At 37.4% G+C, this 26,052-nt stretch carries 25 protein-coding genes; 18 read left to right on the plus strand and 7 right to left on the minus strand.

What is annotated here, in order from left to right; all coding sequences use genetic code 11:
- The first annotated feature begins 2 nt into the window (after positions 1-2).
- The 14 genes from BW951_RS16525 (at position 3) to BW951_RS16585 (ending at position 13,316) form a co-directional block, all read left to right on the plus strand.
- Positions 3-239, plus strand: coding sequence for a hypothetical protein (locus BW951_RS16525; RefSeq protein WP_076394903.1), 237 nt, complete (start codon positions 3-5; stop codon positions 237-239).
- Between the two features lie 24 nt (positions 240-263).
- The gene (gene trxA, locus BW951_RS16530) at positions 264-560 is read left to right on the plus strand and encodes a thioredoxin (RefSeq protein WP_076394905.1); all 297 of its coding nucleotides are present in this window, start codon (positions 264-266) and stop codon (positions 558-560) included.
- A gap of 1 nt (position 561) precedes the next feature.
- Positions 562-1,263: a thioredoxin domain-containing protein gene (locus BW951_RS16535; protein ID WP_076394907.1), complete on the plus strand. Its 702-nt coding sequence runs from the start codon at positions 562-564 to the stop codon at positions 1,261-1,263.
- 3 nt (positions 1,264-1,266) lie between these two features.
- A complete protein-coding gene (locus tag BW951_RS16540) occupies positions 1,267-1,851 on the plus strand; it encodes a TlpA family protein disulfide reductase (RefSeq protein ID WP_076394909.1) in 585 nt (194 codons plus the stop codon).
- Positions 1,852-2,245: 394 nt separating this feature from the next.
- Positions 2,246-2,629 (plus strand): hypothetical protein, encoded by a 384-nt coding sequence (locus tag BW951_RS16545; protein ID WP_076394911.1) that lies wholly within the window; start codon positions 2,246-2,248, stop codon positions 2,627-2,629.
- Between the two features lie 351 nt (positions 2,630-2,980).
- Complete coding sequence (locus tag BW951_RS16550; protein ID WP_175608837.1) at positions 2,981-6,133, plus strand: efflux RND transporter permease subunit; 3,153 nt, start codon at positions 2,981-2,983, stop codon at positions 6,131-6,133.
- 48 nt (positions 6,134-6,181) lie between these two features.
- Positions 6,182-7,408 (plus strand): TolC family protein, encoded by a 1,227-nt coding sequence (locus BW951_RS23270; protein ID WP_175608838.1) that lies wholly within the window; start codon positions 6,182-6,184, stop codon positions 7,406-7,408.
- A gap of 5 nt (positions 7,409-7,413) precedes the next feature.
- Complete coding sequence (locus tag BW951_RS16555) at positions 7,414-8,553, plus strand: efflux RND transporter periplasmic adaptor subunit (protein WP_076394913.1); 1,140 nt, start codon at positions 7,414-7,416, stop codon at positions 8,551-8,553.
- A 473-nt stretch (positions 8,554-9,026) separates the two neighbouring features.
- Complete coding sequence (locus tag BW951_RS16560; protein WP_084196470.1) at positions 9,027-9,413, plus strand: hypothetical protein; 387 nt, start codon at positions 9,027-9,029, stop codon at positions 9,411-9,413.
- A gap of 75 nt (positions 9,414-9,488) precedes the next feature.
- Positions 9,489-9,932 (plus strand): thioredoxin family protein, encoded by a 444-nt coding sequence (locus tag BW951_RS16565; protein WP_076394915.1) that lies wholly within the window; start codon positions 9,489-9,491, stop codon positions 9,930-9,932.
- Between the two features lie 10 nt (positions 9,933-9,942).
- Positions 9,943-10,869, plus strand: coding sequence for an FAD:protein FMN transferase (locus BW951_RS16570; RefSeq protein WP_076394985.1), 927 nt, complete (start codon positions 9,943-9,945; stop codon positions 10,867-10,869).
- A 97-nt stretch (positions 10,870-10,966) separates the two neighbouring features.
- On the plus strand, positions 10,967-11,323 hold the full coding sequence (locus BW951_RS23330) for a DUF4266 domain-containing protein (RefSeq protein WP_477099925.1): 357 nt from the start codon (positions 10,967-10,969) through the stop codon (positions 11,321-11,323).
- A 35-nt stretch (positions 11,324-11,358) separates the two neighbouring features.
- A complete protein-coding gene (locus BW951_RS16580; RefSeq protein WP_076394917.1) occupies positions 11,359-12,549 on the plus strand; it encodes a DUF3570 domain-containing protein in 1,191 nt (396 codons plus the stop codon).
- 71 nt (positions 12,550-12,620) lie between these two features.
- Entirely contained in the window at positions 12,621-13,316 is a 696-nt protein-coding gene (locus BW951_RS16585) for a VIT1/CCC1 transporter family protein (protein ID WP_076394919.1), read from the plus strand.
- A 373-nt stretch (positions 13,317-13,689) separates the two neighbouring features.
- Here BW951_RS16585 and BW951_RS16590 read toward each other — a convergent pair whose 3' ends face one another.
- Entirely contained in the window at positions 13,690-14,457 is a 768-nt protein-coding gene (locus BW951_RS16590) for a methyltransferase domain-containing protein (RefSeq protein ID WP_076394921.1), read from the minus strand.
- 817 nt (positions 14,458-15,274) lie between these two features.
- The gene (locus BW951_RS16595) at positions 15,275-15,745 is read right to left on the minus strand and encodes an Lrp/AsnC family transcriptional regulator (protein WP_076394923.1); all 471 of its coding nucleotides are present in this window, start codon (positions 15,743-15,745) and stop codon (positions 15,275-15,277) included.
- A gap of 143 nt (positions 15,746-15,888) precedes the next feature.
- Here BW951_RS16595 and BW951_RS16600 point away from each other — a divergent pair, with 143 nt between their 5' ends.
- The 3 genes from BW951_RS16600 (at position 15,889) to BW951_RS16610 (ending at position 18,810) form a co-directional block, all read left to right on the plus strand.
- Positions 15,889-17,271: an MFS transporter gene (locus BW951_RS16600; RefSeq protein WP_076394925.1), complete on the plus strand. Its 1,383-nt coding sequence runs from the start codon at positions 15,889-15,891 to the stop codon at positions 17,269-17,271.
- Positions 17,272-17,397: 126 nt separating this feature from the next.
- Entirely contained in the window at positions 17,398-18,144 is a 747-nt protein-coding gene (locus BW951_RS16605; RefSeq protein ID WP_076394927.1) for a metallophosphoesterase, read from the plus strand.
- A 54-nt stretch (positions 18,145-18,198) separates the two neighbouring features.
- Entirely contained in the window at positions 18,199-18,810 is a 612-nt protein-coding gene (locus BW951_RS16610; protein WP_076394929.1) for a hypothetical protein, read from the plus strand.
- 49 nt (positions 18,811-18,859) lie between these two features.
- On the opposite strand, the gene BW951_RS16615 is transcribed toward BW951_RS16610, so the two are convergent.
- The 5 genes from BW951_RS16615 to BW951_RS16635 all read right to left on the minus strand — a co-directional run bounded on the left by BW951_RS16615 (position 18,860) and on the right by BW951_RS16635 (position 25,159).
- Entirely contained in the window at positions 18,860-21,121 is a 2,262-nt protein-coding gene (locus tag BW951_RS16615) for a glycoside hydrolase family 3 C-terminal domain-containing protein (protein ID WP_076394931.1), read from the minus strand.
- Between the two features lie 257 nt (positions 21,122-21,378).
- Positions 21,379-22,191 carry a methionine ABC transporter substrate-binding lipoprotein MetQ gene (gene metQ / locus BW951_RS16620; protein ID WP_076394933.1) on the minus strand — a complete coding sequence of 271 codons (813 nt, stop codon included), beginning with the start codon at positions 22,189-22,191 and terminating at the stop codon, positions 21,379-21,381.
- 274 nt (positions 22,192-22,465) lie between these two features.
- On the minus strand, positions 22,466-23,122 hold the full coding sequence (metI, locus tag BW951_RS16625) for a methionine ABC transporter permease MetI (protein ID WP_076394936.1): 657 nt from the start codon (positions 23,120-23,122) through the stop codon (positions 22,466-22,468).
- Positions 23,115-24,143: a methionine ABC transporter ATP-binding protein gene (locus BW951_RS16630; RefSeq protein ID WP_076394938.1), complete on the minus strand. Its 1,029-nt coding sequence runs from the start codon at positions 24,141-24,143 to the stop codon at positions 23,115-23,117. Before BW951_RS16630 ends, metI begins: the two co-directional genes overlap by 8 nt.
- 14 nt (positions 24,144-24,157) lie before the next feature.
- On the minus strand, positions 24,158-25,159 hold the full coding sequence (locus BW951_RS16635; RefSeq protein ID WP_076394940.1) for an EamA family transporter: 1,002 nt from the start codon (positions 25,157-25,159) through the stop codon (positions 24,158-24,160).
- A gap of 590 nt (positions 25,160-25,749) precedes the next feature.
- Here BW951_RS16635 and BW951_RS16640 point away from each other — a divergent pair.
- Complete coding sequence (locus BW951_RS16640; protein ID WP_076394942.1) at positions 25,750-26,046, plus strand: GNAT family N-acetyltransferase; 297 nt, start codon at positions 25,750-25,752, stop codon at positions 26,044-26,046.
- The last annotated feature ends 6 nt before the right edge of the window (positions 26,047-26,052 follow it).

Here is a 26,052-nt window from a genome sequence, read left to right on the forward strand (position 1 = left end):
AAATGTTTCACAATCTATTTAAAAACTGGAACTTTGTAAGACTTCTGCGGTTGGCAATGGGAATATTCCTAACCTTTGAAGCAGTAAGATCAGGGATATGGTTTCTGATAATTACAGGAGTGATTTTTACAGTGATGCCATTGCTGAATATCGGATGCTGTTCAGGAAGAAGCTGTTCGGTTTCCACCAAAAATCATAAGCAGATAAATGATGAAATTGAATATGAAGAAATCAAATAAAACCATTAATAAACAAAATAGAATATGAACAAGTTTCAGGAAATCATCAGTCAGGACAAACCCGTTCTGGTAGATTTTTTTGCAGAATGGTGCGGTCCGTGCAAAATGCAGGCTCCCATTCTTCAGGATCTTAAAAAAGCAATCGGAGATTCGGCAAATATCATCAAAATAGATGTCGATAAAAATCAGGCAGTTGCCGCACAGTTCGGAATCAGAAGCGTTCCTACTTTAATGATCTTTAAAAACGGAGAAGTGAAGTGGAAACAGTCCGGAGTCTTTCAGGCAGATGAATTGGAAAAATTAATAAAACAAAACATCTAAAATGTACAGAAACATCATCATTGCATTCTTCTTAGTAGTCGTTACAGGATGCGGAAAAGCACAAAGTATAACAGATAACGTACTTCCCGCAACCGAATTTTCCCAGAAACTCGATAAAACCAAAGACGCACAGTTAGTGGACGTAAGAACCTCCGGAGAATTTAAAAACGGACATCTGAAAAACGCAATGAATATCGACTGGAACGGAGGAGATTTCACAGAAAAAGCCGCCGCTCTAGATAAAAATAAGCCCGTCTTCGTCTACTGTATGAGTGGGCCGAGAAGCACCGCTGCAGCCGCAAAACTCAGAGAATTAGGCTATAAAAACGTCTACGAAATGCAGGGCGGAATGATGAAATGGAGAAACGCAGATCTTCCCGAGATCAAAACATCAACAGCCAAAGGAATCACTCTTGCACAATACAATGATTTGTTGAAAAGCAAAACGCCCGTTTTGGTAGACTTCTATGCAGAATGGTGCGCTCCGTGCAAAAAAATGGAACCTTTTCTCAAAAAAATGGCTGCCGAAATGCCGGACAAGGTAAAGATTGTAAGAATCAATGTTGATGAAAACACAGAACTATGTAAAGAACTCAGTGTTTCTGCGCTTCCGGTTCTCAAACTTTATAAAAACGATAAAATTGTTTGGGATAATCTGGGATTGATCACCGAAGATGAGGTAAAAAAACAAATTACCCATTAAATCATGGAAAAATCTCTTCTGTGGATCAGAAAAAACTGGAGTACAGTGATTATGATTGCTGTACTCATTCTTTTGTGGGGAAGTCCCGATGCAAAAGCATGGGTGATGAGACAGATGATTTCCACCGGATTATTCAATTCAAAAATAGAAGAAAAAACAAAAGAATCTTCACTTGTACCGCCAAATTTCAGCGTAAGAAATGAAAACGGAAAAATAATCAATACTTCTCAACTAAAGGGAAAAGTAATCTTCATCAATTTCTGGGCTTCGTGGTGTCCTCCATGCCGCGCAGAATTTCCCTCCGTTCAGAAATTTTATGATGCTTATAAAACAAACCAAAATCTGGTGTTTCTTACCGTAAATCTTGATGATGAAATAATTTTGGGTAAAAAATATCTGCAAAAAGAAAAATTCAGCATTCCTTTTCTGGTTCCAGACAGCAGTATTCCCAAAGAATTATACAGTGGCTCTCTTCCTACAACCATTATTTTAGATAAGACAGGGAAGATAAGAATGCACCATTCCGGAATGGCAGATTACAGCAAAGACTCTTTCTATCAGGAAATTGAAGCGCTTTTGAAAGAATGATCTTTAAAAATATAATACCGGTTAAACTATTTCGGAATTAGCTGCAAAAGACAATCATAAATCTATTAATAAAATAATCAAAGCTTTCAAAAGAATAAAAATCGAAGATTCTTTTAAAACTGTTGTATTCTTTTCTTATTACGCTTATTAACTTTTATAAAACATTAAAATCTTAATGATTGTCCGTAATTTGCCATAATTGAAAAAGCTTTGAGTTCTTTGCTGAGTGAATAGTTTATGCTGAGCTTTTCGAAGTACTTTTGCGAACTTAAAAACAGTTAGTATTTAACAAAACCTTTGCGAGCTTTTGCGTCAAAATTAGCATGATCATTAATAACGAATAATCTCATAATTTAAAACCATTCTTAACGAAACATTTTATAATTTTGCAGAAGTGAAAAAACTGATCTCAATACTATTGCTTAGTTTATACTTGGTTTCTACAACCGAGCTCTATCAGTTTTTGAAAATTCCGGTTCTTATTGAACATTATCTGGAACACAAAGAGCAGAATCCGAAACTCACCATTGGTTCATTCTTCAAAATCCATTACGATAATCCGGTAAAAGATTCAGATTATACCAAAGATCAGCAGTTGCCGTTTGTTTCCCACGCAGCGCATCTTATCATCGTATGTACACCTGCGACACCCTTTACGTTTCAGTTGTCCGACAAAGAATCCAACCCGATTATTAAGTCCAAACAGACTTTTTACAAAAGCATCTTTTACAATAAAGATATTCTCAATTCCATTTGGCAGCCGCCGAAATCTTGTTGATTTTTTTCTGAATTCCTCTCAAATATCACTTTGGGAGATTTCTGATACTTATTGGTAAATTTTATACAGGTTTTTATTTGGGCAGCTAATCCGCCCTCCGTTCCCGCTTTTTGTAATTTTGCCAACGCTTTTCCAACCGAAAAATTACAAAAGAGCTCCACTCAGGTCGGGCTGCAAACCAGTATAAATTCCAGTGCTTAAAACAGGCATTAATTGGTATCAGACCATTATTATTTATTCATAAGCATTTGCTAGAATCGTAAATTCAAATAGAGGTATTTATCAGTAACCTAGTTATCTATCATCTATTATCAATTATCTATCATCTGCTAATAAGCCCAACAAAACATTATGCTTACAAAAATCATTGAGTTTTCTGTAAAGAATAAACTCATCATTGCGCTGTTGATTTTGGGATTGATAGGCATTGGTTCCTATCAGGTCACCAAACTTCCGATCGACGCCGTTCCCGATATCACCAATAATCAGGTTCAGGTCATCACCATTGCTCCTTCGTTTGGCGCAACAGACATCGAAAGACTCGTGACATTTCCCATAGAACAGGCGAACAATAACATTTCAGGATTAAAAGAGATCCGCAGTTTTTCACGATTCGGTTTATCGCTCGTTACCATCGTTTTCGAGGATGACGTCGATGTATACTGGGCAAGACAGCAGGTTGCAGAACGGCTGCAGCAGGTTCAGACCCAGATCCCACAAGGAATCGGAACTCCCGAATTAGGTCCTATTTCCACAGGTTTAGGCGAAATTTTCCAGTACGTGATCCGTCCCGAAAAAGGCTACGAGAAAAAATACGACATTACAGAACTTCGCACCATTCAGGACTGGATCGTAAGACGACAGCTTCTCGGTGTAAAAGGCGTTGCCGAAGTCAGCAGTTTCGGAGGAAAACTGAAACAATACGAAATTGCCGTAAATCCCGACAGATTAAACGCTTACGGGATTACCATCAACGATGTTTTTGATGCTTTAAACACCAATAACCAGAACACAGGAGGAGCTTATATCGAAAAAGGACCAACCGTTTTATACATTCGGAGTGAAGGTCTGATCGGAAATATTGAAGACATCAAAAATATTGCAATCGCTTCCAAAACCAATGAAATTCCGCTGTTCATAAGAGATGTTGCAGACGTGAAAACCAGCTTTGCCACAAGATACGGTGCAATGACGTTCAACGATCAGGGTGAAGTTTCCGGAGCAGTGGTGATGATGCTGAAAGGCGAAAACAGCAATCAGGTCATTAAAAATGTAAAAGAAAAAATCGCACAGATCCAGAAAACCCTTCCGAAAGGAGTAGTGATAGAACCGTTCCTCGATCGTACCAAAATGGTAAACAACGCCATCGGAACCGTAGAGAAAAACCTTACAGAAGGCGCATTAATTGTTGTTTTTGTACTGGTTCTTTTCCTCGGAAATGTACGCGCAGGACTGCTTGTGGCTTCCGTAATTCCTCTCGCAATGCTTTTTGCCATCTGTATGATGAATCTTTTCGGAGTCAGCGGAAACCTGATGAGTCTCGGTGCACTGGATTTTGGTTTGATTATCGATGGTGCGGTCATTATTGTAGAATCCGTCCTGCATCAGTTCAGCCATAATTCAAAATTCAAAAAAATATTCTCCGTCGGAAAAGAAGAAATGAACACCATTGTTATCGATTCTGCCGGAAAAATGATGAACAGTGCTGTCTTCGGTCAGATCATCATCCTTATTGTTTACCTTCCGATTCTTACCTTACAGGGAATTGAAGGAAAAATGTTCAAGCCAATGGCTCAGACGGTGGCTTTTGCTTTATTAGGCGCATTTTTATTGTCGTTAACCTACATTCCGATGATGAGTTCTTTGCTGTTGAGAAAAAGAAGCTCAAAACCAACCTTATCAGACCGGATGATGAAAAAAGTAGAGAAACTCTATCTGAAAACATTGCTTAAAATCTTAAGAGTTCCGAAAATGGTATTCTCCATCGTGGCTGTACTTTTCGTATTGGCAATTTTCATTCTCAGCAGAATGGGAGGAGAATTTATTCCTTCCCTTGAAGAAGGAGATTTTGCCGTAGAAACCAGAGTTTTGCCGGGAAGTAATCTTACCACAACCATTGAAAGTACCCAAAAAGCTGCTCACATTCTGAAATCGAGATTTCCAGAAGTACAAAAAGTAGTGACAAAAATCGGAAGCGGCGAAGTTCCTACAGATCCGATGCCGATGGATGCTGCCGATTTAATGGTGATTCTGAAAGATAAAAAAGAATGGACTTCCGCATCCACATTTCCGGAACTGGCAGATAAAATGAGCAAAGAACTGCAGGATGTTCCCGGAGTAACGGTAAGTTTTCAGTTTCCGGTGCAGATGCGTTTCAATGAACTGATGACGGGAGCAAGACAGGATGTCGTGGTGAAAATTTTCGGTGATGATCTGGACGTTCTTTCCCAAAATGCTCAAAAACTTGGGAAAATTATTGAAACCGTAGACGGAGCCCAGAATCTTTACATCGAACCGATTGCCGGAATGCCGCAGGTAACCATAGAATACAACCGTCCTGTTATTGCACAATATCATTTATCCATTTCCGATATTAACCGGATTGTGAATGCTGCATTTGCAGGACAGAGTACAGGTCTCGTGTTCGAAAGCGAAAAACGTTTTGATATGGTCGTTCGTCTCGATTCCAAAGTCCGTAAAAATGTAGATGATATTAAAAATCTGCTCGTTCCGACCCCTTTCGGAAACCAGATTCCGCTTTCCCAGCTAGCAAAAGTTGAAGTAAAGAACGGCCCCAATCAAATTCAGAGAGAAAATGCACAACGCAGAATTGTCGTTGGATTCAACATCAAAGGAAGAGACGTTCAGAGCATCGTGGAAGAACTTCAGACTAAAGTAAACAAAGAAATGAAACTTCCGACAGGTTATTATATGACTTACGGCGGTTCTTTTGAAAACCTGAACAATGCAAAACAGCGTCTGATGATTGCCGTTCCGGTTGCTTTGGCGCTTATTTTTGTGATGTTGTTCTTAGCATTCGGCTCGGTGAAAGAAAGTCTGCTGATTTACACCGCAATTCCACTTTCAATTATTGGCGGCGTATTTCTTCTTGCTTTGAGAGGAATGCCTTTCAGCATCAGTGCAGGCGTTGGATTCATCGCCCTTTTCGGAGTGGCAGTTCTCAACGGAATCGTTCTCATCTCAGAATTCAACAGATTATACAAAAGTGGAATCCGGAATATCGTAAGAATTGTAATTGATGGCGGAGAATCCAGACTTCGTCCGGTTCTGATGACGGCTTTCGTAGCATCTTTAGGATTTATTCCGATGGCGCTCAGCAACGGAGCAGGAGCAGAAGTGCAGCGTCCGTTGGCAACCGTGGTGATCGGAGGTCTGCTCGTGGCAACCTTCCTTACGCTTTTTGTATTGCCACTTCTTTATGTAACCATTGAAAAAGGATTTAAAATGAAATCGCCATCATTTGGAAAACGCAAACGCCTATGAAGAAAACGCGATTACATATGACCTTTAAAAAACAATAAATATCTACATATGAAAAATAATCACAAAAATATAACGGCTGTATTGATTTTGTTATTCAGCTTTGCAGGATTCGGACTGAAAGCGCAAACGCCAATCAATCTTCAGACTGCAATCAATACCGCACTGGAAAACAACAGAAATCTTAAAAACGAAAAGCTGAAATCGGAATATTCCAAAGCTTTGATAAAATCGGCTAATGATATTCCGCAGACTGGTGTAACATTCGATTACGGACAGATCAACAGTGCGTACAACGATATGAAATTTAGCGTTTCCCAGAACATTGCTTTTCCGACAGTGTATAAAAAGCAGAAAAATGTATATACCGAAGAATGGAAAAAATCTCTGCTGAATGTTTCCCTGAAAGAATATGAACTAAAAAAAGCAGTCAGCCTTACCTTTTACAACATTCTGTACTGGAAAGAAAAAGAAAAACTGCTGAATGAAATCCTGAAACTGTACACCGACTTTTCAGACAAAGCGAACCTCAGACTGAAAGCAGGAGAGAGCAATATTCTCGAAAAAACAACCGCTTCAAGCCAGAAATCGGCGATAGAAATTCAGTTAAAACAATTGCAGCAGGAATTAGCAGTTTTAAAGATTCAGTTTCAGTGGCTTTTGAATACGGAAACCGATTTCATTCCCGAAGATTCAAAATCTTTTGCCAATTCTTTAAACGAAAAACTGGCGGATCATCCTTTGCTGAAAATCTGGGAACAGCAGAAAAATATTTCCACAGAACAGATCGCGCTGGAAAAAGCAAAAATGCTTCCCGGTCTGCAATTGGCTTATAACCTGAACAGTTTTAAAGGATTGGGTCCGGATGATAAACTCTACAATGCAACACCTCAGTTTCATTCGGTTCAGGTCGGTGTTTCGCTTCCGATATTTTCAGGAGGTCAGAAAGCGAGAATTGAAGCCGCAAAAGTAGCGAAGTCTGTTGCAGAAAGTGAACTGAAAAACGCTGAATTCAACCTTCAGAATCAGCTTAAAAAAGCCAGAGAAATCTATCAGTCCAATCTGGAAATTGTTTCAAAATATGAAAGTTCCGACCTGAAAAATGCAGACGTCATTACCGAAACGGCAAAAAGACAGTTTATCGGCGGAGAAATCAATTACCTCGAATTTGTGATCCTCGTGAATCAGGCAGTACAGCTTAAAAACAATTACACCGATGCAGTCTGGAAACTTAACCAAAGTGCCATTGAACTGGAATACCTTACTTTAAATCCGTAAAAAAAATGAAATCAATTTCAATATATACCTTATTAATCAGCTTTTTTGTATTCATTCAATGTAAAAAAGAAGAAGCTCCCAAACAGGAAAAAAATATCCCGAAAGACGAAAATGTAGTGACTTTAACCGATGCACAGTTAAGAAATGCACCGATAGAAACAACCACACTTTCGTTACAGAATATCGCTTCCACCCTGAAATTAAACGGAATGATCGATGTTCCGCCGCAAAATCTGGTTTCAGTAAGCATTCCGCTTGGCGGTTATCTGAAATCCAGCAATCTTCTTCCGGGAATGCCGGTTTCCAGAGGTCAGGTGATTGCTGTGATTGAAAATCCACAGTTCATTCAGCTTCAGCAGGATTATCTGATGGCAAGATCCAAAGCACATTTTGCGGAACTGGATTACAACCGTCAGAAAACCCTGAACCAAAGTCAGGCAAGCAGCGACAAAGCGATGCAGCTCGCCCAATCTGAAATGAACAGCCAGAGAATTTTAATGAATTCATTGGCACAGCAGCTCAGACTCATCAATATCAATCCGGAATCTTTAAAATCAGGAAGCATTACGAAAAGCGTTCCCGTGTACAGCTCAATCAATGGTTTTGTAAGCAAAGTGAATGTGAATATCGGAAAATATGTAAATCCTTCGGATGTACTTTTTGAGCTCATCAATCCGGACGACATCCACCTGAATCTTAAAGTGTACGAAAAAGATCTGGAAAACCTGAAAAAAGGACAGCGTTTTGCAGCGTACACCAATGCAGATCCGGGCAAAAAATATTATGGGGAAATCCTTCTCATCAGCAAAGATATCAGTCAGGGCGGTTTGGCGGAAGTTCACTGCCATTTCGATAAATACGATCACAGTCTCGTTCCGGGAATGTATATGAACGCCGAAATTGAAACCAGCACCTCTTTTTCCAATGCGGTTCCGGAAGAAAGCATCGTGAATTTTGAAGGCAAAGACTTTGTGTTTGTTGAGGTTAAAAAACAAACGTACCGATTGACTCCGGTGACTTTAGGCGAAACGGAAAACGGGTTTATCCAGATTCTTAATTCTGATGATTTTAAGAATAAAAAGATCGTGACCAAAAATGCCTATACGCTTTTGATGAAGCTTAAAAATACGGAGGAAGAAGAGTAAAATATTAAGTTTAAAGTAATTTGATATAATTAATCGTCAGTTAAATATATAGAGTCTGTTTAAACTTTTTATTTAACCGCAAAAGTAAAAAAGATGAAGTAAACTTTTGAAGTAGCTTAGAGTAAAATAGCGTTGCTCCTTTAGAAGAAGAATCTGTGTAGAAATAAGAATGAGTGTATCTCTAATACGATAAATGTTCTAAAGATAGCGTTCCTACGGAACGCCGGATATCTTGCGAATATGATTTCTACACAGATAAAACTTCATCGAGTTTTCTAACATTTTACTTTAAACAACTTTTTTATTTAAATATCTAATCATCGCATTATGATAATCTTTTGAGCCTCTTGCGGATAATTCGGAAATTAGTTTAAACAATAAACTAAAGCTGAACAATTTATTGAACATTGTAGCGTTATAATTCAGATTAATTTAAAATCATTCTTAACAGAAGATTTTATACCTTTGATTGGGTGAAAAAGTTGATTTCCATATTGTTGCTGTCCTTATATTTGGTTTCTACAACCGAGTTATATCAGCTTTTAAAAATACCAACTTTGGTAGAACATTATTGGGAACACAAAAATATGAATCCCGATATGCCTGTAATTGCATTTCTGAGGGCTCATTATGATCATCCGGCTAAAGACGGAGATTTTGGAAAAGATCAGAAACTCCCGTTCATTATTCATTCCACAACGTTATCTTTGGTTTTTACCATCAATCCGGGTTTCTATTTTGAAACAAAAACAGAAAATTTCAGATCCCTGAAATCGCATAAAATTCCTTCCAAAGACGAAGATTTCTGCTACAAAGGATTCGCAGGATCAGTCTGGGAACCGCCGAAATCATTTTCTTAATCCATTTACAATCTGATTATATCATAATCAGAACACATCATTTATTCTAAAAAATCATTATAACATTTTACAGTAATGAAAACAATAGTATCAGCCATACTTATGGTTGTATTTTCCTTTGGTTTCCACGCACAAAACAGACTGGAAATCGCAAAAAAAACCGCTGCAGAAAACAAAGAACTTATTCTGCTTAATTTTTCCGGTTCAGACTGGTGTATTCCCTGCATCAAGCTTCATAAAAATATCATCGAAACAGAAGATTTCAAAAAACTGGAATCCGATAAAGTGATAGTCTACATCAATGCAGATTTCCCTAGAAATAAGAAAAATCAGCTTTCTGCCGATCTTAAAAAAGAAAACGCTTCTCTTGCCGATGCATACAATAAAAAAGGCTTGTTTCCGTACACGCTTTTATTAAATTCAGAAGGGAAAATTCTGAAAAGCTGGGAAGGACTGCCTTCAGAAAATGCATTGGCTTTCAGTAAGGAGATCAGAGAAATCAGAGAAAATCAAAAATAAAATAATAGAGATGCTTAGAGAATTCAAAAGACCTCAGAAACTGATGGGGAACGCTTTTGAAATTACCGTTGTAAGCGATAATGAAAAACTTGCTTATGATCATATTGATACAGCCATTGCCGAAATCCGCAGAATCGAAAAACTGCTGACAACCTTCAGCGATGACAGTCAGACCAATCTCATCAACAGAAATGCAGGAATAAAGCCTGTACAAGTAGACCGCGAGATTTTTGACCTCATTGAAAGAAGCTTACGAATCAGCAGAATTACAGACGGTTACTTCGATATTTCTTACGGCGGAATTGATAAAAGTTTCTGGAATTTCGACCGTGAAATGAAAGAGCTTCCCGATCCTGAAAAAATAAAAAATCATCTGAAACTCGTTAATTATCAGAATATTATTCTCAATCGCGACAATCAGACCGTTTTCCTCAAAGAAAAAGGAATGCGCATCGGTTTTGGAGGAATCGGGAAAGGATATGCCGCAGAAATGGCAAAAAGAATTCTTCAGGAAAGAAATGTACATTCCGGAATTGTAAATGCTTCGGGCGATTTAACGACTTGGGGAAATCAGGCGGACGGAAAACCCTGGACTGTAGGAATTGCCGATCCCGACAATGCAAAACAGCCTTTTTCTTATATGAATATTACGGATATGGCGGTCGCAACTTCAGGAAATTACGAGAAATTCGTGGTCATCAATGGTAAAAAATATTCTCATACCATCAATCCGAAAACAGGAATGCCGGTTTCGGGCGTAAAAAGTGTTACCGTATTTTGTCCCAATGCAGAAATTGCCGACGCAATGGCGACTCCCGTCAGTATTATGGGAATCGATGCCGCGCTCGGTATGATCAACCAGATCAATCAGCTGGAGTGCATCATTATCGACGATGAGGACAGAATTTATTCATCTCAAAACATTAATTTAAAATAAAATGCTTTGTTGTCAGAACAAAATTGAGTTAAATAAACACACAGTATCTGATTCAGAGTAAGGCAGTTAAATCAACTTTAAAAACAGATCAATACAAATGACAGACCTTATAAAAAACAGTCAGAAGCTTTTCGGATATTTATTTGGGCAGCTTTCACCGTCTTCCACTCCCGCTTTTTTGCTCGTTCCTCACAAAAAGAGCTCCGTTCAAGCCGGGCTGCGAAGATTCAACGCTTTAAATTACAGAACAATTGCAATTCTTTCGATATTGACAATTCCGTTTTTGAATTCCTGTACCACCATAAAAGAATACGAAAAAAATAAACTCAACGATGCCGAAATGGTTCTCGGAAACCGAACAATTGAAAAGACCGAACTGAGCTTTCAGTCTTACAGAGAAGGTTCTTCAGGAGCCAATGCCGGAAAAGTGGGCGGTGGTTGCGGATGCAATTAAGAAAAGAGAATGGTAAAAATTTAATGTGATCTACAATGAAAAAAATAATCATAAGTGTTGTTGCTCTTTTCGGAATTTTTAATGCAAAAGCACAGGAAAACACAAATAACGAACAGCCCAAAAAGCTGACTTTTGATGAAGCTAATTTAGTTTCTAGTTACTACAAACAGGACGGAAACAATTCTGCCGTTACAGGAGGAATCGGCTCAGAAAAACTGACCGATGTTTCCAACACGATTGATGTAACGATGGTAAAATACGATAAAAAATACCGTAAAAATAAATTCAATGTAAGTGTCGGGATCGATCATTATACTTCCGCATCTTCGGATATGATTGATCTGAAAGCCAATTCATCGGCTTCGCACGCAGACAACAGAATTTATCCTGCATTAAGCTGGAGCCGCGAGAATACAGATAAAGGAACGACTTTAATGGCGGGAGTTTCTACCTCTTTCGAATTCGATTATGCATCTTACGGTGCAAACATCGGGTTTTCGCAAAAAACAGCGAACAGAATGGGAGAGTTCACGGCGAAATTTCAGGCATATCTCGATCAGGTAAAACTCATTGCTCCGATTGAATTGAGAACCAACGGAAGCAAAGGCGGCGAACACGAAAACTACGGAACCAGCGGAAGAAATACCTTTGCTTTATCTTTGGCGTACTCACAGATCATCAATCAGAATTTTCAGGTTGAATTTCTGGCAGACGGAGTTCAGCAGACCGGATATTTAAGTTTGCCTTTCCACAGGGTTTACTTTAATGATAAATCGGTTCATCAGGAAGCTTTGCCGGATAAAAGATTTAAAATTCCTTTGGGAGTAAGAGCCAATTATTTCTTAGGAGACAAAGTGATTCTGAGAGCGTATTACCGTTATTATACTGACGATTGGGGCTTGAAATCCAATACTTTCAGTCTGGAAACGCCGGTAAAGATTTCTCCTTTTGTTTCGGTAAGTCCTTTTTACCGTTATTATTCTCAGACTGCGGCTAAATATTTTGCGCCTTATCAGCAGCATACCGCCTTTGATGATTTCTACACCAGCAATTATGATCTGTCCAAATTCGACAGCCATTTTTACGGAGCAGGAATCAGAATCAGTCCGAAGAACGGTTTATTCGGCGTAGAAAGACTGAATATGCTGGAAATAAGATACGGACATTACACAAAATCCATCGGAATGAAGTCTGATATTATTTCGTTAAATTTAAGGTTTAAATAAAAAAATCAGTTTAATTTTGACTTGTTAACACATTTAGCAAGTCATTTTTTTTAACTTAAAAACTAAAGCATATGCATCATCAGTTGGAAAAACATTATGTAAACAGAGTAGGCTGGCTTCGTGCAGCGGTTTTGGGTGCGAATGACGGATTGTTATCAACCACAAGTATCGTTATTGGTGTTGCCGCTGCTTCACCGGACAGAAATACAATTGTCCTTGCCGCACTTGCCGGAATGATTGCAGGAGCCATGTCTATGGCTGCAGGCGAATATGTATCGGTAAGTTCGCAGGAAGATACCGAAAAAGCAGATCTCCTGCGCGAAAAACGCGAACTGGAAGAAATGCCCGAAGTTGAACTTCTGGAACTGGCTAAAATCTACGAAAAAAGAGGCGTAAGCAAAGAAACTGCTTTGAAAGTGGCTACAGAACTTACGGAACACGATGCTTTGGCAGCTCACGCTCATGACGAACTGGGAATTAATGAAATTACTCAGGCTAAACCGTTACAGGCTGCATTGGCGTCATTCGGTTCCTTTGCTTTGGGAGCGTTACTGCCGTTTGTTGTATCGCTTTTGGCTCCTTTAAAAGAAATGGTTTATTTTCAGTATGGTTTTTCCATTGTATTTCTGATGATTTTGGGCGCCATTTCAGCAAAAACAGGAGGCTCAAAAATAGGAATCGCTGTTCTCAGAATTTGTTTCTGGGGAACTGTTGCGATGGGAATTACGGCTTTAATAGGGCATCTTTTCGGTGTTACGGTAGCTTAAATTTGTTTAAATAAATTCAGAATTAACCGCAAAAGTTGCAAAAGATATTCATACAGCGATTATTAGAATTTTTAAAGTTCTCAAAAGAATAAAAGTCAAAGATTTTTAAAAACTATTGTGATCTTTTTTATTTTTAATCACCAACTTTAAATGAAAGTTTAGTTGATCTTTTTTGACTTTTGCGGTTAAATAAAAAGTTTAAACAGACCTATAGTTAATGAATTGAAAGGCTGTCTCAAAAATTAAATTATTTGACATTTGTCATTCTGAGAACAGTGAAAAATATCTAAAAACCAGATGGTTAATGTTCTTTACTGAGTTTTATTTCTTTCAGAATAACATTTTTGAGACAGCCTTTTATTTTTTACAGAAATTAATTTTTCCTTCCATACATTAAAATTCTTTTGAAAGAATAAATTGCCGGAAGCTTAGGGAAATTTTTCTGAATTCTTTGTTTAAATTCTGTCTTAAAAGTTTCCTGCTCATCCTCCGAAAGTCTTTCCAGATAGGGAATGAGTGCAGATCCCGAAATGAAATTAAATAGCGTTTCATGATCTTCCGCGATGATGGGATACACCTTTTGAAATATGTTTAAATCATCAATTCCGTTTTCGAATAGAATTTGTACGTATTCGTCAATGGTTAAAACAGAAGAAGTACGGTTCCAGCCGTTTAATTGTGTTCGGAAAGGTTCCTCATTCGACATTTCAAACAAAATCTGATTGAGAATATTTCCGGGTTGATAAGGCATTTGGATCGCAAGTTGTCCGTTACACTTCAGTTTTGAAATCAATTCTGGGAATAATTTATGATGATTATCAGACCATTGCAAAGCCGCATTGCTGAAGATCAAATCCCATTTTTCATCACTTTCCAGAATTTCTTCTGTTGTCGCCTGTCTGAAATGGAGACGTTCATTTTCAAGACTTTTTGATTGCTCAAGCATTTCGGCAGAAGAATCTATTCCGATAAATACAGCTTCGGGAAATTTTTCGGCTAATATTGCAGTCTGTTCACCCGTTCCGCAACCCAGATCAATTGCCTTCATTGTTTTTTCATCTTTAATTAAATCTGAAAGATCAAAGAAAGGTTTATAGCGAATGTTTTTAAACTGATTGTAAATTTCAGGATTCCAGGGCATAATTTTGTTGATTTAATGTAACTAAATTTACAAAATTATAAATTGACAGCACATAAAATAGTCTCTTAGTTTGTATTCAGATGAAGGAAGGATCTAAAAGTAGCGATAAAAAAATCGAAAGATTCGTGCTTAGATTCTTACAGGATGACAAATTTGGAGGAAAGTTGGGCGTTTTCAAACGCAAAGTTTTTTTATGATCGTGATTATTTTAAGAAAGCAAAGTTATGCAGATTTCATCTGTGATGAAGCGTGTGTTTTAGCATTCGTCTTGCTTTGCTTATTTTTTTCATAATTTCTAATACTTCGCTTAGATCCTTTCAGGATGACAAATGTGCTGGAAGTTGGGCGTTTTCAAACGCAAAGTTTTTTTATGATCGTGATTATTTTAAGGAAGCAAAGTTATGCAGATTTCATCTGTGATGAAGCGTGCGGTTTAGCATTTGTCTTGCTTTGCTTATTTTTTTCATAATTTCTAATACTTCGCTTAGATCCTTTCAGGATGACAAATGTGCTGGAAGTTGGGCATTTTCAAACGTAAGTTTTTTTTATGATGGTGATTATTTTAAGGAAGCAAAGTTATGCAGATTTCATCTGTAATGAAGCGTTCGGTTTAGCATCCGTCTTGCTTTGCTTATTTTTTTCATAATTTCTAATACTTCGCTTAGATTCTTATAGGATGACAAAAACTAAGCAAAATAATCATGGCAAAATTACTCAATTGCTGAGTGAAACGCCCTTGCGAACGAAAAATATTCACAACAATTTTAAAAATATCTTTGTGATCTTTCCGTTAAAAATAATTTGCCAGAAAAAATGACTACAAAATCTGAGAACTTTCCTTAATACTGTTCATCACAAAAATACTTTTTGTCTGTCCGATTCCTTCAATTTCAGAGAGTTTGTTCACAAAAAATTCATGAAATTCATCCATATTCGGAGCGAGAATTTTCAGCATAAAATCGAAATCTCCGCTGATGTTGTAAAATTCAACCACTTCTTTCAGTTTTCCGACTTCCTCAATGAATTTCCCTGCCGTTTTTTTGTTGTGGACATTCAGCGCGATCATACAGATTACCATCATACCTTTATTCACTTTTTTGCGGTCAACAATGGTGGTATATTCTTTAATAATTCCCAGTTTTTCCATTCGTTTAATTCTTTCGTGAGTAGGAGTGGGACTCAGATTAATCCTTGCTGCAATATCTCGGACGCTTAATTTCGCATCTTTCTGTAAAATTCTGAGAATGGAAAGGTCTTTTTCGTCGGGTATATAATTTTCTGTTGCCATCTGTTCTGTTTTTGAAGAATTAATTTCAAATATAAGACTATTTGTTCTTTTTTAAATTGAATTACATTAAATATGTTCTTAATTTTAGTTTGAATTTTTATATACGTTCTATTAATTTTAATTTTGCAGCATAATTGAACTATATGGAGAGAAAGAATTTGATATTGATTTTAGCATCGGTAGGAACATTTGTGGAGGCTTTGGATATTGCCATTATCAATCTGACAATTCCTTCTATTCAACAACAATTCAGGATTGGTGCAGAAACCGTACAATGGCTTCAGACACTGTATGTGTTATTTTTCGGCGGTTTTCTGATTATCGGCGGAAAACTCTCCGATCAGCTCGGAAGAAAGAAAATTTTTCTTTTGGGATTATTCCTTTTTATGCTGACTTCTTTGGGAGCCGGTTTGTCTGAAAGTTTTGGAACTTTAGCTATTTTTCGGGCTTTACAGGGATTGGGAGCGGCTTTCATTATGCCTTCGGCAATGTCGATTGTGACGAATACTTTTAAAGAAGATCAGGAAAGAAACCGTGCGATTGGGATTTTCAGTTCTTTTGCTGCGATTGGTTCCGGAAGCGGACTTTCTTTGGGGGGAATCATCAGTACGTATCTGAGTTGGCATTGGGTTTTCTTAATCAATGTTCCGATTCTTTTCATCACGTTGATTTTTGCGTATCAGTATCTTCCGAAAGATGAGAAAGGGGTGTCCCAAAAAACAGATCTTCTGTCGGGAATTTTATTGGTTTTAGGTTTACTGAGCTTGACATACGGAACGCATGAACTGGTTCACATCAAAGAACAGACTTTATTGGTTGCAGGTTCGTTAATTTTGGCGGTTATTTTACTGGCTTCTGTCGTTTTCCGTCTAAAATCGGTTCCCCAACCTTTGATTGATTTAAAATTATTAAGACATTCATCACTGGTAGTTTCTAATCTGGCTTTTGTGGCTTTAGGAGCATTTTTTATCGGATTTTTGTTTTTAATATCGTTGATGTTACAGAAAGATATGAATCACAGTGCGGCTTCGGCGGGGTTGATGTTGGTTCCTTTCAGCATTATGTCGGCTTTGGTAGCTAAATTTATCCTTCCTCATGTTGCCAAAAGATTAAATTCTTCGCAGATGGGAATTTTGGGTTGGATCTTTATGTTAAGCGGAGCTTTGGCGTTATTGGTCTCTATTTATTTCGGGCATCCTTTGTCAATGGTTTTATTAGGTGCAGCATGCATTTCAGGAATAGGGATGACGTTTTGTTTTACCGCTTTGTCTGTTTTGGGAATTCAGGATGTGAATCCTTCCTCTTACGGAGTGGCTTCGAGTCTCAGTTCGACAAGCTATTTTTTAGGCGCAGGAATCGGGTTGTCTTTTATGACGTTGATGAGCCAGATTTTTCCTTCGGAACTGGCGGTTGGAAATTTGAGCCTGATTATTCTGATCGGCTATGCTGTTTTTGCACTGACAATGCTGTGCTATTTTATCTTTAAAAATATAAAAATCGCAGAATCTGAAATCGCTGTTTCGTAAACTGACCTACTTTAAACTAAATTATATAACTGAATGTTTACACTTTTTAAGTAACGGAAAATTAGTTTAGACATTCTTATTGAGAGAACCGCAAGAAATTGTCGGTTCTTTTTTTATTTTAGCACCATGAAAATACAAATCATCAGCGATCTGCATCAGGAATTCGGAATGTCGGAATTATCTTTTGATCAAGCCGATGTCGTTGTTTTGGCAGGAGATGTTAATTTGGGAACGAAAGGAATTGAATGGATCAAAACAAAAATTCCCGATAAACCTGTGATTTATGTGTTGGGAAATCATGAATATTACAAAGGTTCTTATCCTAAAACGTTAAATAAAATAAAAGCTGCCGCAGAAAATTCTAATGTTTTTGTGCTGGAAGATGCTTTTGCAGACATCGACGGGATTCGTTTTCATGGCGCAACGTTGTGGACGGATTTTTCTGTTTTCGGAGATCCGAGATATTACGGATTCGTCTGTCAGCAAGGAATGAACGATTATAAGAAAATTAAAAGAGATCCTTCTTATTCCAAGATGAGGTCGATAGATATTTATAAAATTCATCAGTTTTCAAGATTATGGCTAAAAGAAAGTCTTGAAAATTCAAAGGTCATGAAAAATATTGTAGTGACGCATCATGCGCCAAGTTTACAGTCGAGTCCGGAACATTTCAAAAATGATCCGCTGACTTCCGCATGCGTTTCCAATCTGGAAGATTTTATTCTGAAATATCAACCGCTGTATTGGATTCACGGGCATATTCACACGCCGAAAAGATACAAAATAGGAGAGACGGAGATTATTTGTAATCCACATGGTTATATTTCGGAAAAGTATAATGGATTTGAGAGGGAGCTGATTGTGGAGGTGTAGAATAGTTCAACAAAAAATTATATCTTTGATAGTATCAAATGATACTATCATATTTTGGAATCCTCATATAATTTTACAGATAAAACTTTTCATTATATAGATCAGGTTTATGAAATAATTTTTAAGCATCATTATGATTACGAAAAATCCTGGTCAGATTTATCTGCTCTTTTAAAAATTGTTGAAAGCGAAGAGTTTGATAAAGACTTTTCATATTATCAATTAATAGCGACACTGGAATATTTTATTTGTAAATCTACTGTAAAAAATGGGCCGTATGAAAGTTTACTTTCTAAAAATGAAAAGGTAGAAAAGTATTTTAAAACATCGTTTAAGCTTGATCAAAACAATCCACCTTTACAATATTTATATGGATTATATTTATATGAAATAGGTGATTTTAAAAATGCTGAATATGAATTTTCAAAAATCAACATTCGCTATTTTGAGAAGATGGAAGGTGATGACAGAATATTAAAAATTGAAGAATTAATTATCTGTTGTAAGATATTTTTAAGCGAGATTTACGAGTATAGCATTCTTGGTTTTATTCATGAAATAAAAAATTCTGAAGATGGATTTTATCCCGCTGATCTAATTGAAACTTTAAAGTTCAACGAAAAAAAAATTACGAAAAAAATTCGTTTAGAACTTGATGGAATGTAAAAAGAGCCCTTAAAAAAGGACTCTCCGTTTTAGAAATATATAAGTAAGATTACTTTAACGTAAACTTCACCTTCGTTTTTATGGCATCGGAAGAATTACCGATCTGTGCTTCAAAATCTCCCGGTTCTGCAACCCAGTCATGTTTTTGGGGATCGAAGAAACTTAAAGCAGATTGATCAATGGTAAATGTTACTTCTTTTTCTTCTCCCGGATTCAGATACACTTTTTCAAAACCTTTTAATTCTTTAGCCGGTCTTTCAACAGACGATTTAAGGTCGGAAATATACAGTTGGGCAACTTCCGCTCCGGCTCTTTTCCCTGTATTTTTTACAGAAACTGTGAATGTAATTTTATCATCCTGAGACATCGTTATTTTATCAGCTTTGGCTTTTCCAAACTCAAAAGTGGTGTAGCTTAAACCATGTCCGAAACTAAATAACGGCTTGATTTTTTTCGTATCATGCCATCTGTAGCCTACAAAAATTCCTTCGTTGTAGCTAATATTGATCGGGTTTTTCTGATCTTTTCCTTTATCCGCTGCCAATTCCGCTTTATTTCCGGGATATTCTCCCAACTGATGTGCGGAATTGTCTTCCAGTTTCACAGGGAAAGTGAAAGGCAGTTTTCCTGATGGGTTTGCATCACCTGCTAAAACCGAAGCTATAGAATTTCCTGCCTCAGAACCCAAATACCAAGCCTGAACAACAGTCGGAACTTCTTTAATCCACGGCATTGCCACCGCATTTCCGGAAACCAGAACAACCGCAAGGTTTTTATTCGCTTTAGCCAGTGCAGCAATCACATTGTCCTGATTGTAAGGTAATCCGTAACTTTTTCTGTCGTTCCCTTCACTGTCCTGAAAATCTGCTTTGTTTAATCCTCCAACGAAAATAACATAATCAGATTTTTTTGCCAGTTCTACGGCTTCGTTTAATAATTCAGCTTCAGAACGGCTGTCTTTTAAATCCTGTCCAGATTTTACACCGTTGTATTCTCCGCCGATGTCTCCCACATAACCTCTTGCGTATTGTACATCCGACTGTTTCCCGAATCTCGCTTTAATTCCATCTAAAGGAAGGGTTTCGTATTTCACTTTTAATGAAGAAGAACCACCGCCAACGGTCATGATTTTAATAGCATTTTCACCAATGACCGCTATTTTTTTAGCTTTATTCAGATCAATCGGAAGAATATTTCCCTGATTTTTCAACAATACAATTCCTTCTTCCCCGATTTCTTTTGCAATAGCTTTATGCTCTTCAGAAGCGATATTTCCGAAAGGTTTGTTTCGGTTCATTGTTGTTTTATACGCAAGATTTAAAAGCCTTGAAACCTTATCGTCCAATTCTTTCGTTCCTACTTTTCCGGATTTAATTAAATCTAAATAAGGCTTTGCCAGATAATAATTGTCGTAAGCATTTTTTGTCCCTGCTGAAAGTCCGTTTGTCCAGCTTCCGAACTCAAGATCCAGTCCGTTATGGATAGCCTGTTCGGTATTGTTAACAGCACCCCAGTCGGAAACCACGACCCCTTTGTATTTCCATTCACCTTTTAAAATATCATTCAGAAGATATTGGTTCTGGCTTGCATACTGACCTTTGTACATATCATAAGCTCCCATGATCGTCCAAGAATCACCTTCTGTTACAGCCGCCTTAAAAGCCGGAAGATAAATTTCGTATAAAGCTCTGTCGTCCACTTTTACATTGCTTGTATGGCGGAACATTTCCTGATTGTTCAGGGCAAAATGCTTCACAGAAGTTGCCACACCATTCGATTGAACGCCTTTGATGTAAGGAACCACCATTTTTGAAGTCAGATAAGGATCTTCACCCATATATTCGAAGTTTCTTCCGTTGAGTGGAGTTCTGTAAATATTAACTCCCGGTCCCAGAAGAATATCTTTTTTTCGGTAACGGGCTTCTTCACCCAGTGCTTTACCGTAATTCCATGACATTTTTTTGTTCCATGTCGCGGAAAGTGCCGTTAAAGCAGGGTAGGCGATAATAGAGTCGTTTGTCCAGCCTGCCTGATTCCATTCGTCCCACATCACTTCAGGGCGAACTCCGTGAGGACCGTCCGTCGTCCAGAATTCAGGAATTCCCAATCTCGGAACACCCGGTGAACTGAATTTTGACTGCGCATGAAGCATCGCCACTTTTTCTTCCAGAGTCATTCTGGAAAGGGCATCTTTTACCCGTAATTCCACAGGTTTGGATTCGTCTAAATAAACAGGAAGCGGTGTATTTTGAGCCATATAAGAAGCAGAAATAAATGTGAATAAACTTACAATGGCGGTTTTCTTAAACATAAAAAGCCTTTTTTGATTGGAAACAAAAATAGCAAAAAATTTTATTATCTCAAATTGAGAAAATATATTTTAAATAAATAATTTTTAATAACCAGTGATTTGAAAATAAAAAAGACATCATTTCAAAAAACTGAAACAATGTCCAAATATATAATAATAGACTTTTTCAAAATGTCAATAGTGAATTGTCAATGGTGAATTGTCAATGATGAATTCTGCGGCATTATCAAAGAATTCACTATTAACCATTCACCAAATCAGTTCCAGCCTTTCACAGCACCGCCTTTGAAAATTTCTTCCGCCTTTTTTACCACTTCATCAGATTCATAGGCTTTTACGAAATTTTTCACCTTTTCGGACATCTTGTTATCTTCTCTGGAAACAATTACATTTACATAAGGAGAATCTTTATCTTCTTTAAAAATTCCCTGTTTATCGGCATCCAATCCCGCCTGAGCCGCAAAATTATTGTTGATAATGGCAATCACCACTTCTTTATCATCCAACACTCTCGGCAGTTGCGGCGCTTCAATTTCAAGGATATTTAACTGTTTAGGATTTGCGACAATATCCGTTAATTTGGGTAGTAATCCGATGCCGTCTTTCAGTTTCAGCAAACCGTTTTTCTGTAAAAGAAGTAGGGAACGGCCGCCATTGGTAGGATCATTCGGAATAACGATGGTACTTCCGTTCTGAAGTTCATTAATACTTTTAATTTTCTTTGAATACGCAACGATAGGGTAGACAAAAGTATTTCCTACAACCGCTAATTTATATCCTCTCTGTTTGGATTGCTCGGTTAAATAAGGAACGTGCTGAAAAGCGTTGGCATCAATATCGCCGTTATTCAGGGCTTCATTGGGAACCACATAATCGTTGAAAGAAACCAGTTCTACTTCAAGGTTGTATTTTTCCTTCGCTACTTTTTTCGCCACTTCGGCAATTTCCTGTTCCGGTCCGGAAGTTATTCCCACTTTTATAAAGTTCGGATCCTCTTTTTTGGATGAATTACAGCCGGTAAATGCTAACAAACCCGCTGCTAAAAAACTTAAAATCTTTATTTTTTTCATTGTAAATTATTTTCTTTTAAAAAAAGGGCGAAAAGCAAAAAGGTTAGATTTTTTAAATTCTTTAATAAATAAAATATGGCTTTTACTCCTTTTTGCTGATTTTCGCCCGATTGATGGCTGAAATTTTCAAACCATCACACTATTTCACATTCACACTTATCACATTATTTTCAAAATACTCACACACACTCTCACTCACACTCTCTCACACTCAAACACTCACACCCTCCAACACAAAAACCCTCCAACACAAAAACCCTCCCACTAAAAAAACTCAACGATGATCAAACCTCTTCGCTAATCGGTTTCCCGAAAACTGAATGATAAAAACAATCGCAACCAGCAATCCCAACACAAGATTCATGATTACCGCATCATAACCGATGTAGCCGTACTGATAACCAATCTGTCCCAATCCTCCTGCTCCGACAGCACCTCCCATCGCAGAATAGCCGACAAGCGTAATTAAGGTAATTGTTGCATTATTAATTAAGGAAGGAAGTGCTTCCGGCAACAGTATTTTTCTGATGATCTGAAACGGACTTGCTCCCAAAGCTCTTGCGGTTTCAATTAAACCATAAGGAACTTCCAGTAAGCTGTTTTCTACCAGTCTTGCAATAAAAGGAGCCGCTCCGATGCTTAATGGAACCAAAGCTGCGTTTACTCCAATTGATGTTCCCACCAGATTTCTCGTGAAAGGAATCATCCATACAATTAAAATAATAAAAGGAATAGAACGGAAAATATTCACCAGAACAGATAAAATCCTGTTATAGATTACATTTTCCAAAAGCTGTCCTTTCCGCGTTAAAAACAATAGAATTCCGACAGGCAAACCCAGAACAAATCCGAAAAACCCCGAAACAAACGTCATAAAAACCGTTTCCCAAATTCCCTTTGATAAAAGAGAAATCACTGTATCACTAAGCATATCCTCTTACCGTATTTTGAATTTTATTCTGATTGAAATAATAAATGGCCTGCTGATTTTTCTCCTCTTCTCCCTGAAGCTGAAGCAATAGTTTTCCAAAATTGGAATCGCCTAAATATTCAACATCCGCTTTCAGCAGTTTGTATGGAATTTTATATTTATCGTAAACAATGGAAAGCAGTTCTTCCACCGATATATTTTCATTAAGTTCTACTTCCACCAATGGAAATAATCCGTCTTGTGGCTCTTTCTGTAGTTTTTTATTCAGTTCCTGTGGTATCGTCATAACACTAGAGTTTAAAAATTGTTTGATGATAGGATTCTCTTTGTTTGAGACAATCTCGCTCAAAGTTCCTTTAATTAATAGTTGACCTTTGTCGATTACCGCAACATGGTTGCAGACCGTTTTGATGACTTCCATTTCGTGCGTAATCAGCAAAATCGTAATTCCAAGTCTCTGATTAATATCCCTCAACAATTGTAAAATCGATTGTGTAGTTGCAGGATCGAGCGCACTCGTCGCCTCATCACAGAGCAGGAGATAAGGATCATTTGCTAAAGCCCTTGCAATGGCAACCCTCTGTTTTTGTCCTCCCGAAAGACTTTTAGGATAATCATGAGCTTTCTCTTCCAGTCCTACGATTTTCAGCAGTTCATTTACTTTTTTATTAATTTCAGTTTTGCTGACATGATCCAGCTCTAACGGAAGCGCAATATTTTCAAAAACAGTTCTCGAAGAAAGCAGATTGAAATGCTGAAAAATCATCCCGATCTTTTTCCTTTCCTGTGCTAATTGTCTCGAATTTAACTTCGTAAAATCCTTTCCGTTAATCACAATTTCACCGCTGTCAGGTTTTTCAAGAAGATTCACCGTTCGGATTAAGGTACTTTTTCCCGCTCCCGAAAATCCGATGATTCCTACAATATCGCCCTGTTCAATCCTCAGACTTACATTATTCAGCGCCTTAAACGACTGTTTCTTCTGATGAAATGTTTTTGAAACATTCTTTATCTCTATCATTTTTTACTTAAATTTTATATTGGCTGATAAGGTCTTGCGTTTTTGTTTACGTGTCTTATCACTCTTCTTATTTTCACCTTAGACCGCTTGGAAAGCTTAAAATATTTAGTCACGTTCGTTAAAAGAACTCCGGCAAGAATAACAATCAGTCCGTAAAACTGGTTGATGTTAATGGTCTGATTTGCAACGATCCAACCCGCAATTACAGTAACAATAGGGTTGATGTAAGTATGCGTGCTTACCAAAGCGGCAGGTTTTACAGACAAAAGCCAGATATACGAAAGATAAGCGATAATCGATCCGAATACAATAAGGAAAAACAATCCTAACCAGGCGTTTAACGGTACTTTTACGATTGAAAAACCAGTCCATTCATTTCTGAAAAACGCAATAATAAATGAAGCGATACCGGCAGTAATAAGCTGTTGGGCAATATTCATAAAAGTTGAATGACCGGCCGGATTTTTTTTGGAATAAAGAGATCCTAAAACCCACGCTACGGAACTTAAGCCCAGAACAACAAATGCAATTATCCTGATTGAAGCATCTGCCGTTTGTATATGTGAGCCGGAACCACTTACACTTCCGTTAAGAAATAAAATAAGTCCTGCAAACCCGATCACCAAACCTAAAGGAATAAACTTATCCGAGAAATAATAACTCCAGTTTTTCTTATCAATGGCGATAAACCAGAATGGTCCGGTTGCAATAGCGATGGCTGCTTCAGAAGCGGTTACGTATTGTTCTCCCCACGCAACCAATCCCGTTCCTCCCGTAAGGATGAGAATTCCGGTGATGGCATTTTTTTTCCAGTTAATGGCAGAATTGGCTTTTTCACCTTTTACGAGCAGATATCCGATCATTATTATTCCTGCTCCTAAAAATCTGAACCCCGAAAGAATAAAAGGCGGAAATCCGTTTAACCCGAAAGAAATGGCGAGGAAAGTAATTCCCCATATTACATAAATATTGGTGAAGGCTATAGGAATCAGCCATTTGTTTTTATTAGTATTCATGATATTTTTTAATGTTGTTTTTAAAATAAAAAAGGCTCTACAACGTGGTAAAGCCTTTAGAAATATGTCATATAAAAGTAAGGTTAACCACAACAGGAATGAAGCATAGGCATACAGCAATACATCATCATAAAATGATTGATATGTTTTCTTACGCTGCTGTTCTTGAATTCTGCTTTCATTGTATTATTATATCCTGATTACGGTTGCAAATATAAAACATATTTTTCTATTAGTCCACTAAAAAAGTAGACTTTTTAGCAAATAAATTGATCTCTTGTTTTAATGTTTTGATTTTTAATGATTTAATTTTTGAAAATACTATCAATTCACCTGTGATTTCGATCAAAAAAGCCGAATAATAGCTTTCAACTTTCTGTTGATGTTCCGAAAATCAAGCCTCCGCTGCGTGTAACACCTTCGCAAACAAGAAAATTACAACAATAAAGACAGAAAATTTATGTTCATCATGTTAAAAAAAATTCACGGCTTCTTTCAGTTTAATCAAAATAAAACCGATTTATTATCATACATCATGATCCGGCAAATTCAGGCTGCCTAATTTTACATCATTATTAAAAATCAAAATCATGGAAAGAACAGAAGTTGTTTTAGGAAATGTAAGAGGAGAGATTCAGCTTTTCTCAGACGATAAAAAAGCAGGGAAAATGGACATCTCCGTCATTAAAGATAAACTAACGGTGTATCATACAGAAGTAAACGAAGAATTTGAAGGCAGAGGATTTGCAAAGATCCTGCTGGAAAAACTGGTGTCCTATGCAAGAGAAAATCATCTCAAAATTGTTCCGCTGTGTCCTTATGTTCATGCCCAGTTCAAACGCCGTCCCGATGAATACAGCGATGTATGGTTCAAAGAAGAACTGTAAAATTTT

This window comes from Chryseobacterium gambrini, from assembly GCF_900156825.1.
GTDB classification, from domain to species: domain Bacteria; phylum Bacteroidota; class Bacteroidia; order Flavobacteriales; family Weeksellaceae; genus Chryseobacterium; species Chryseobacterium gambrini.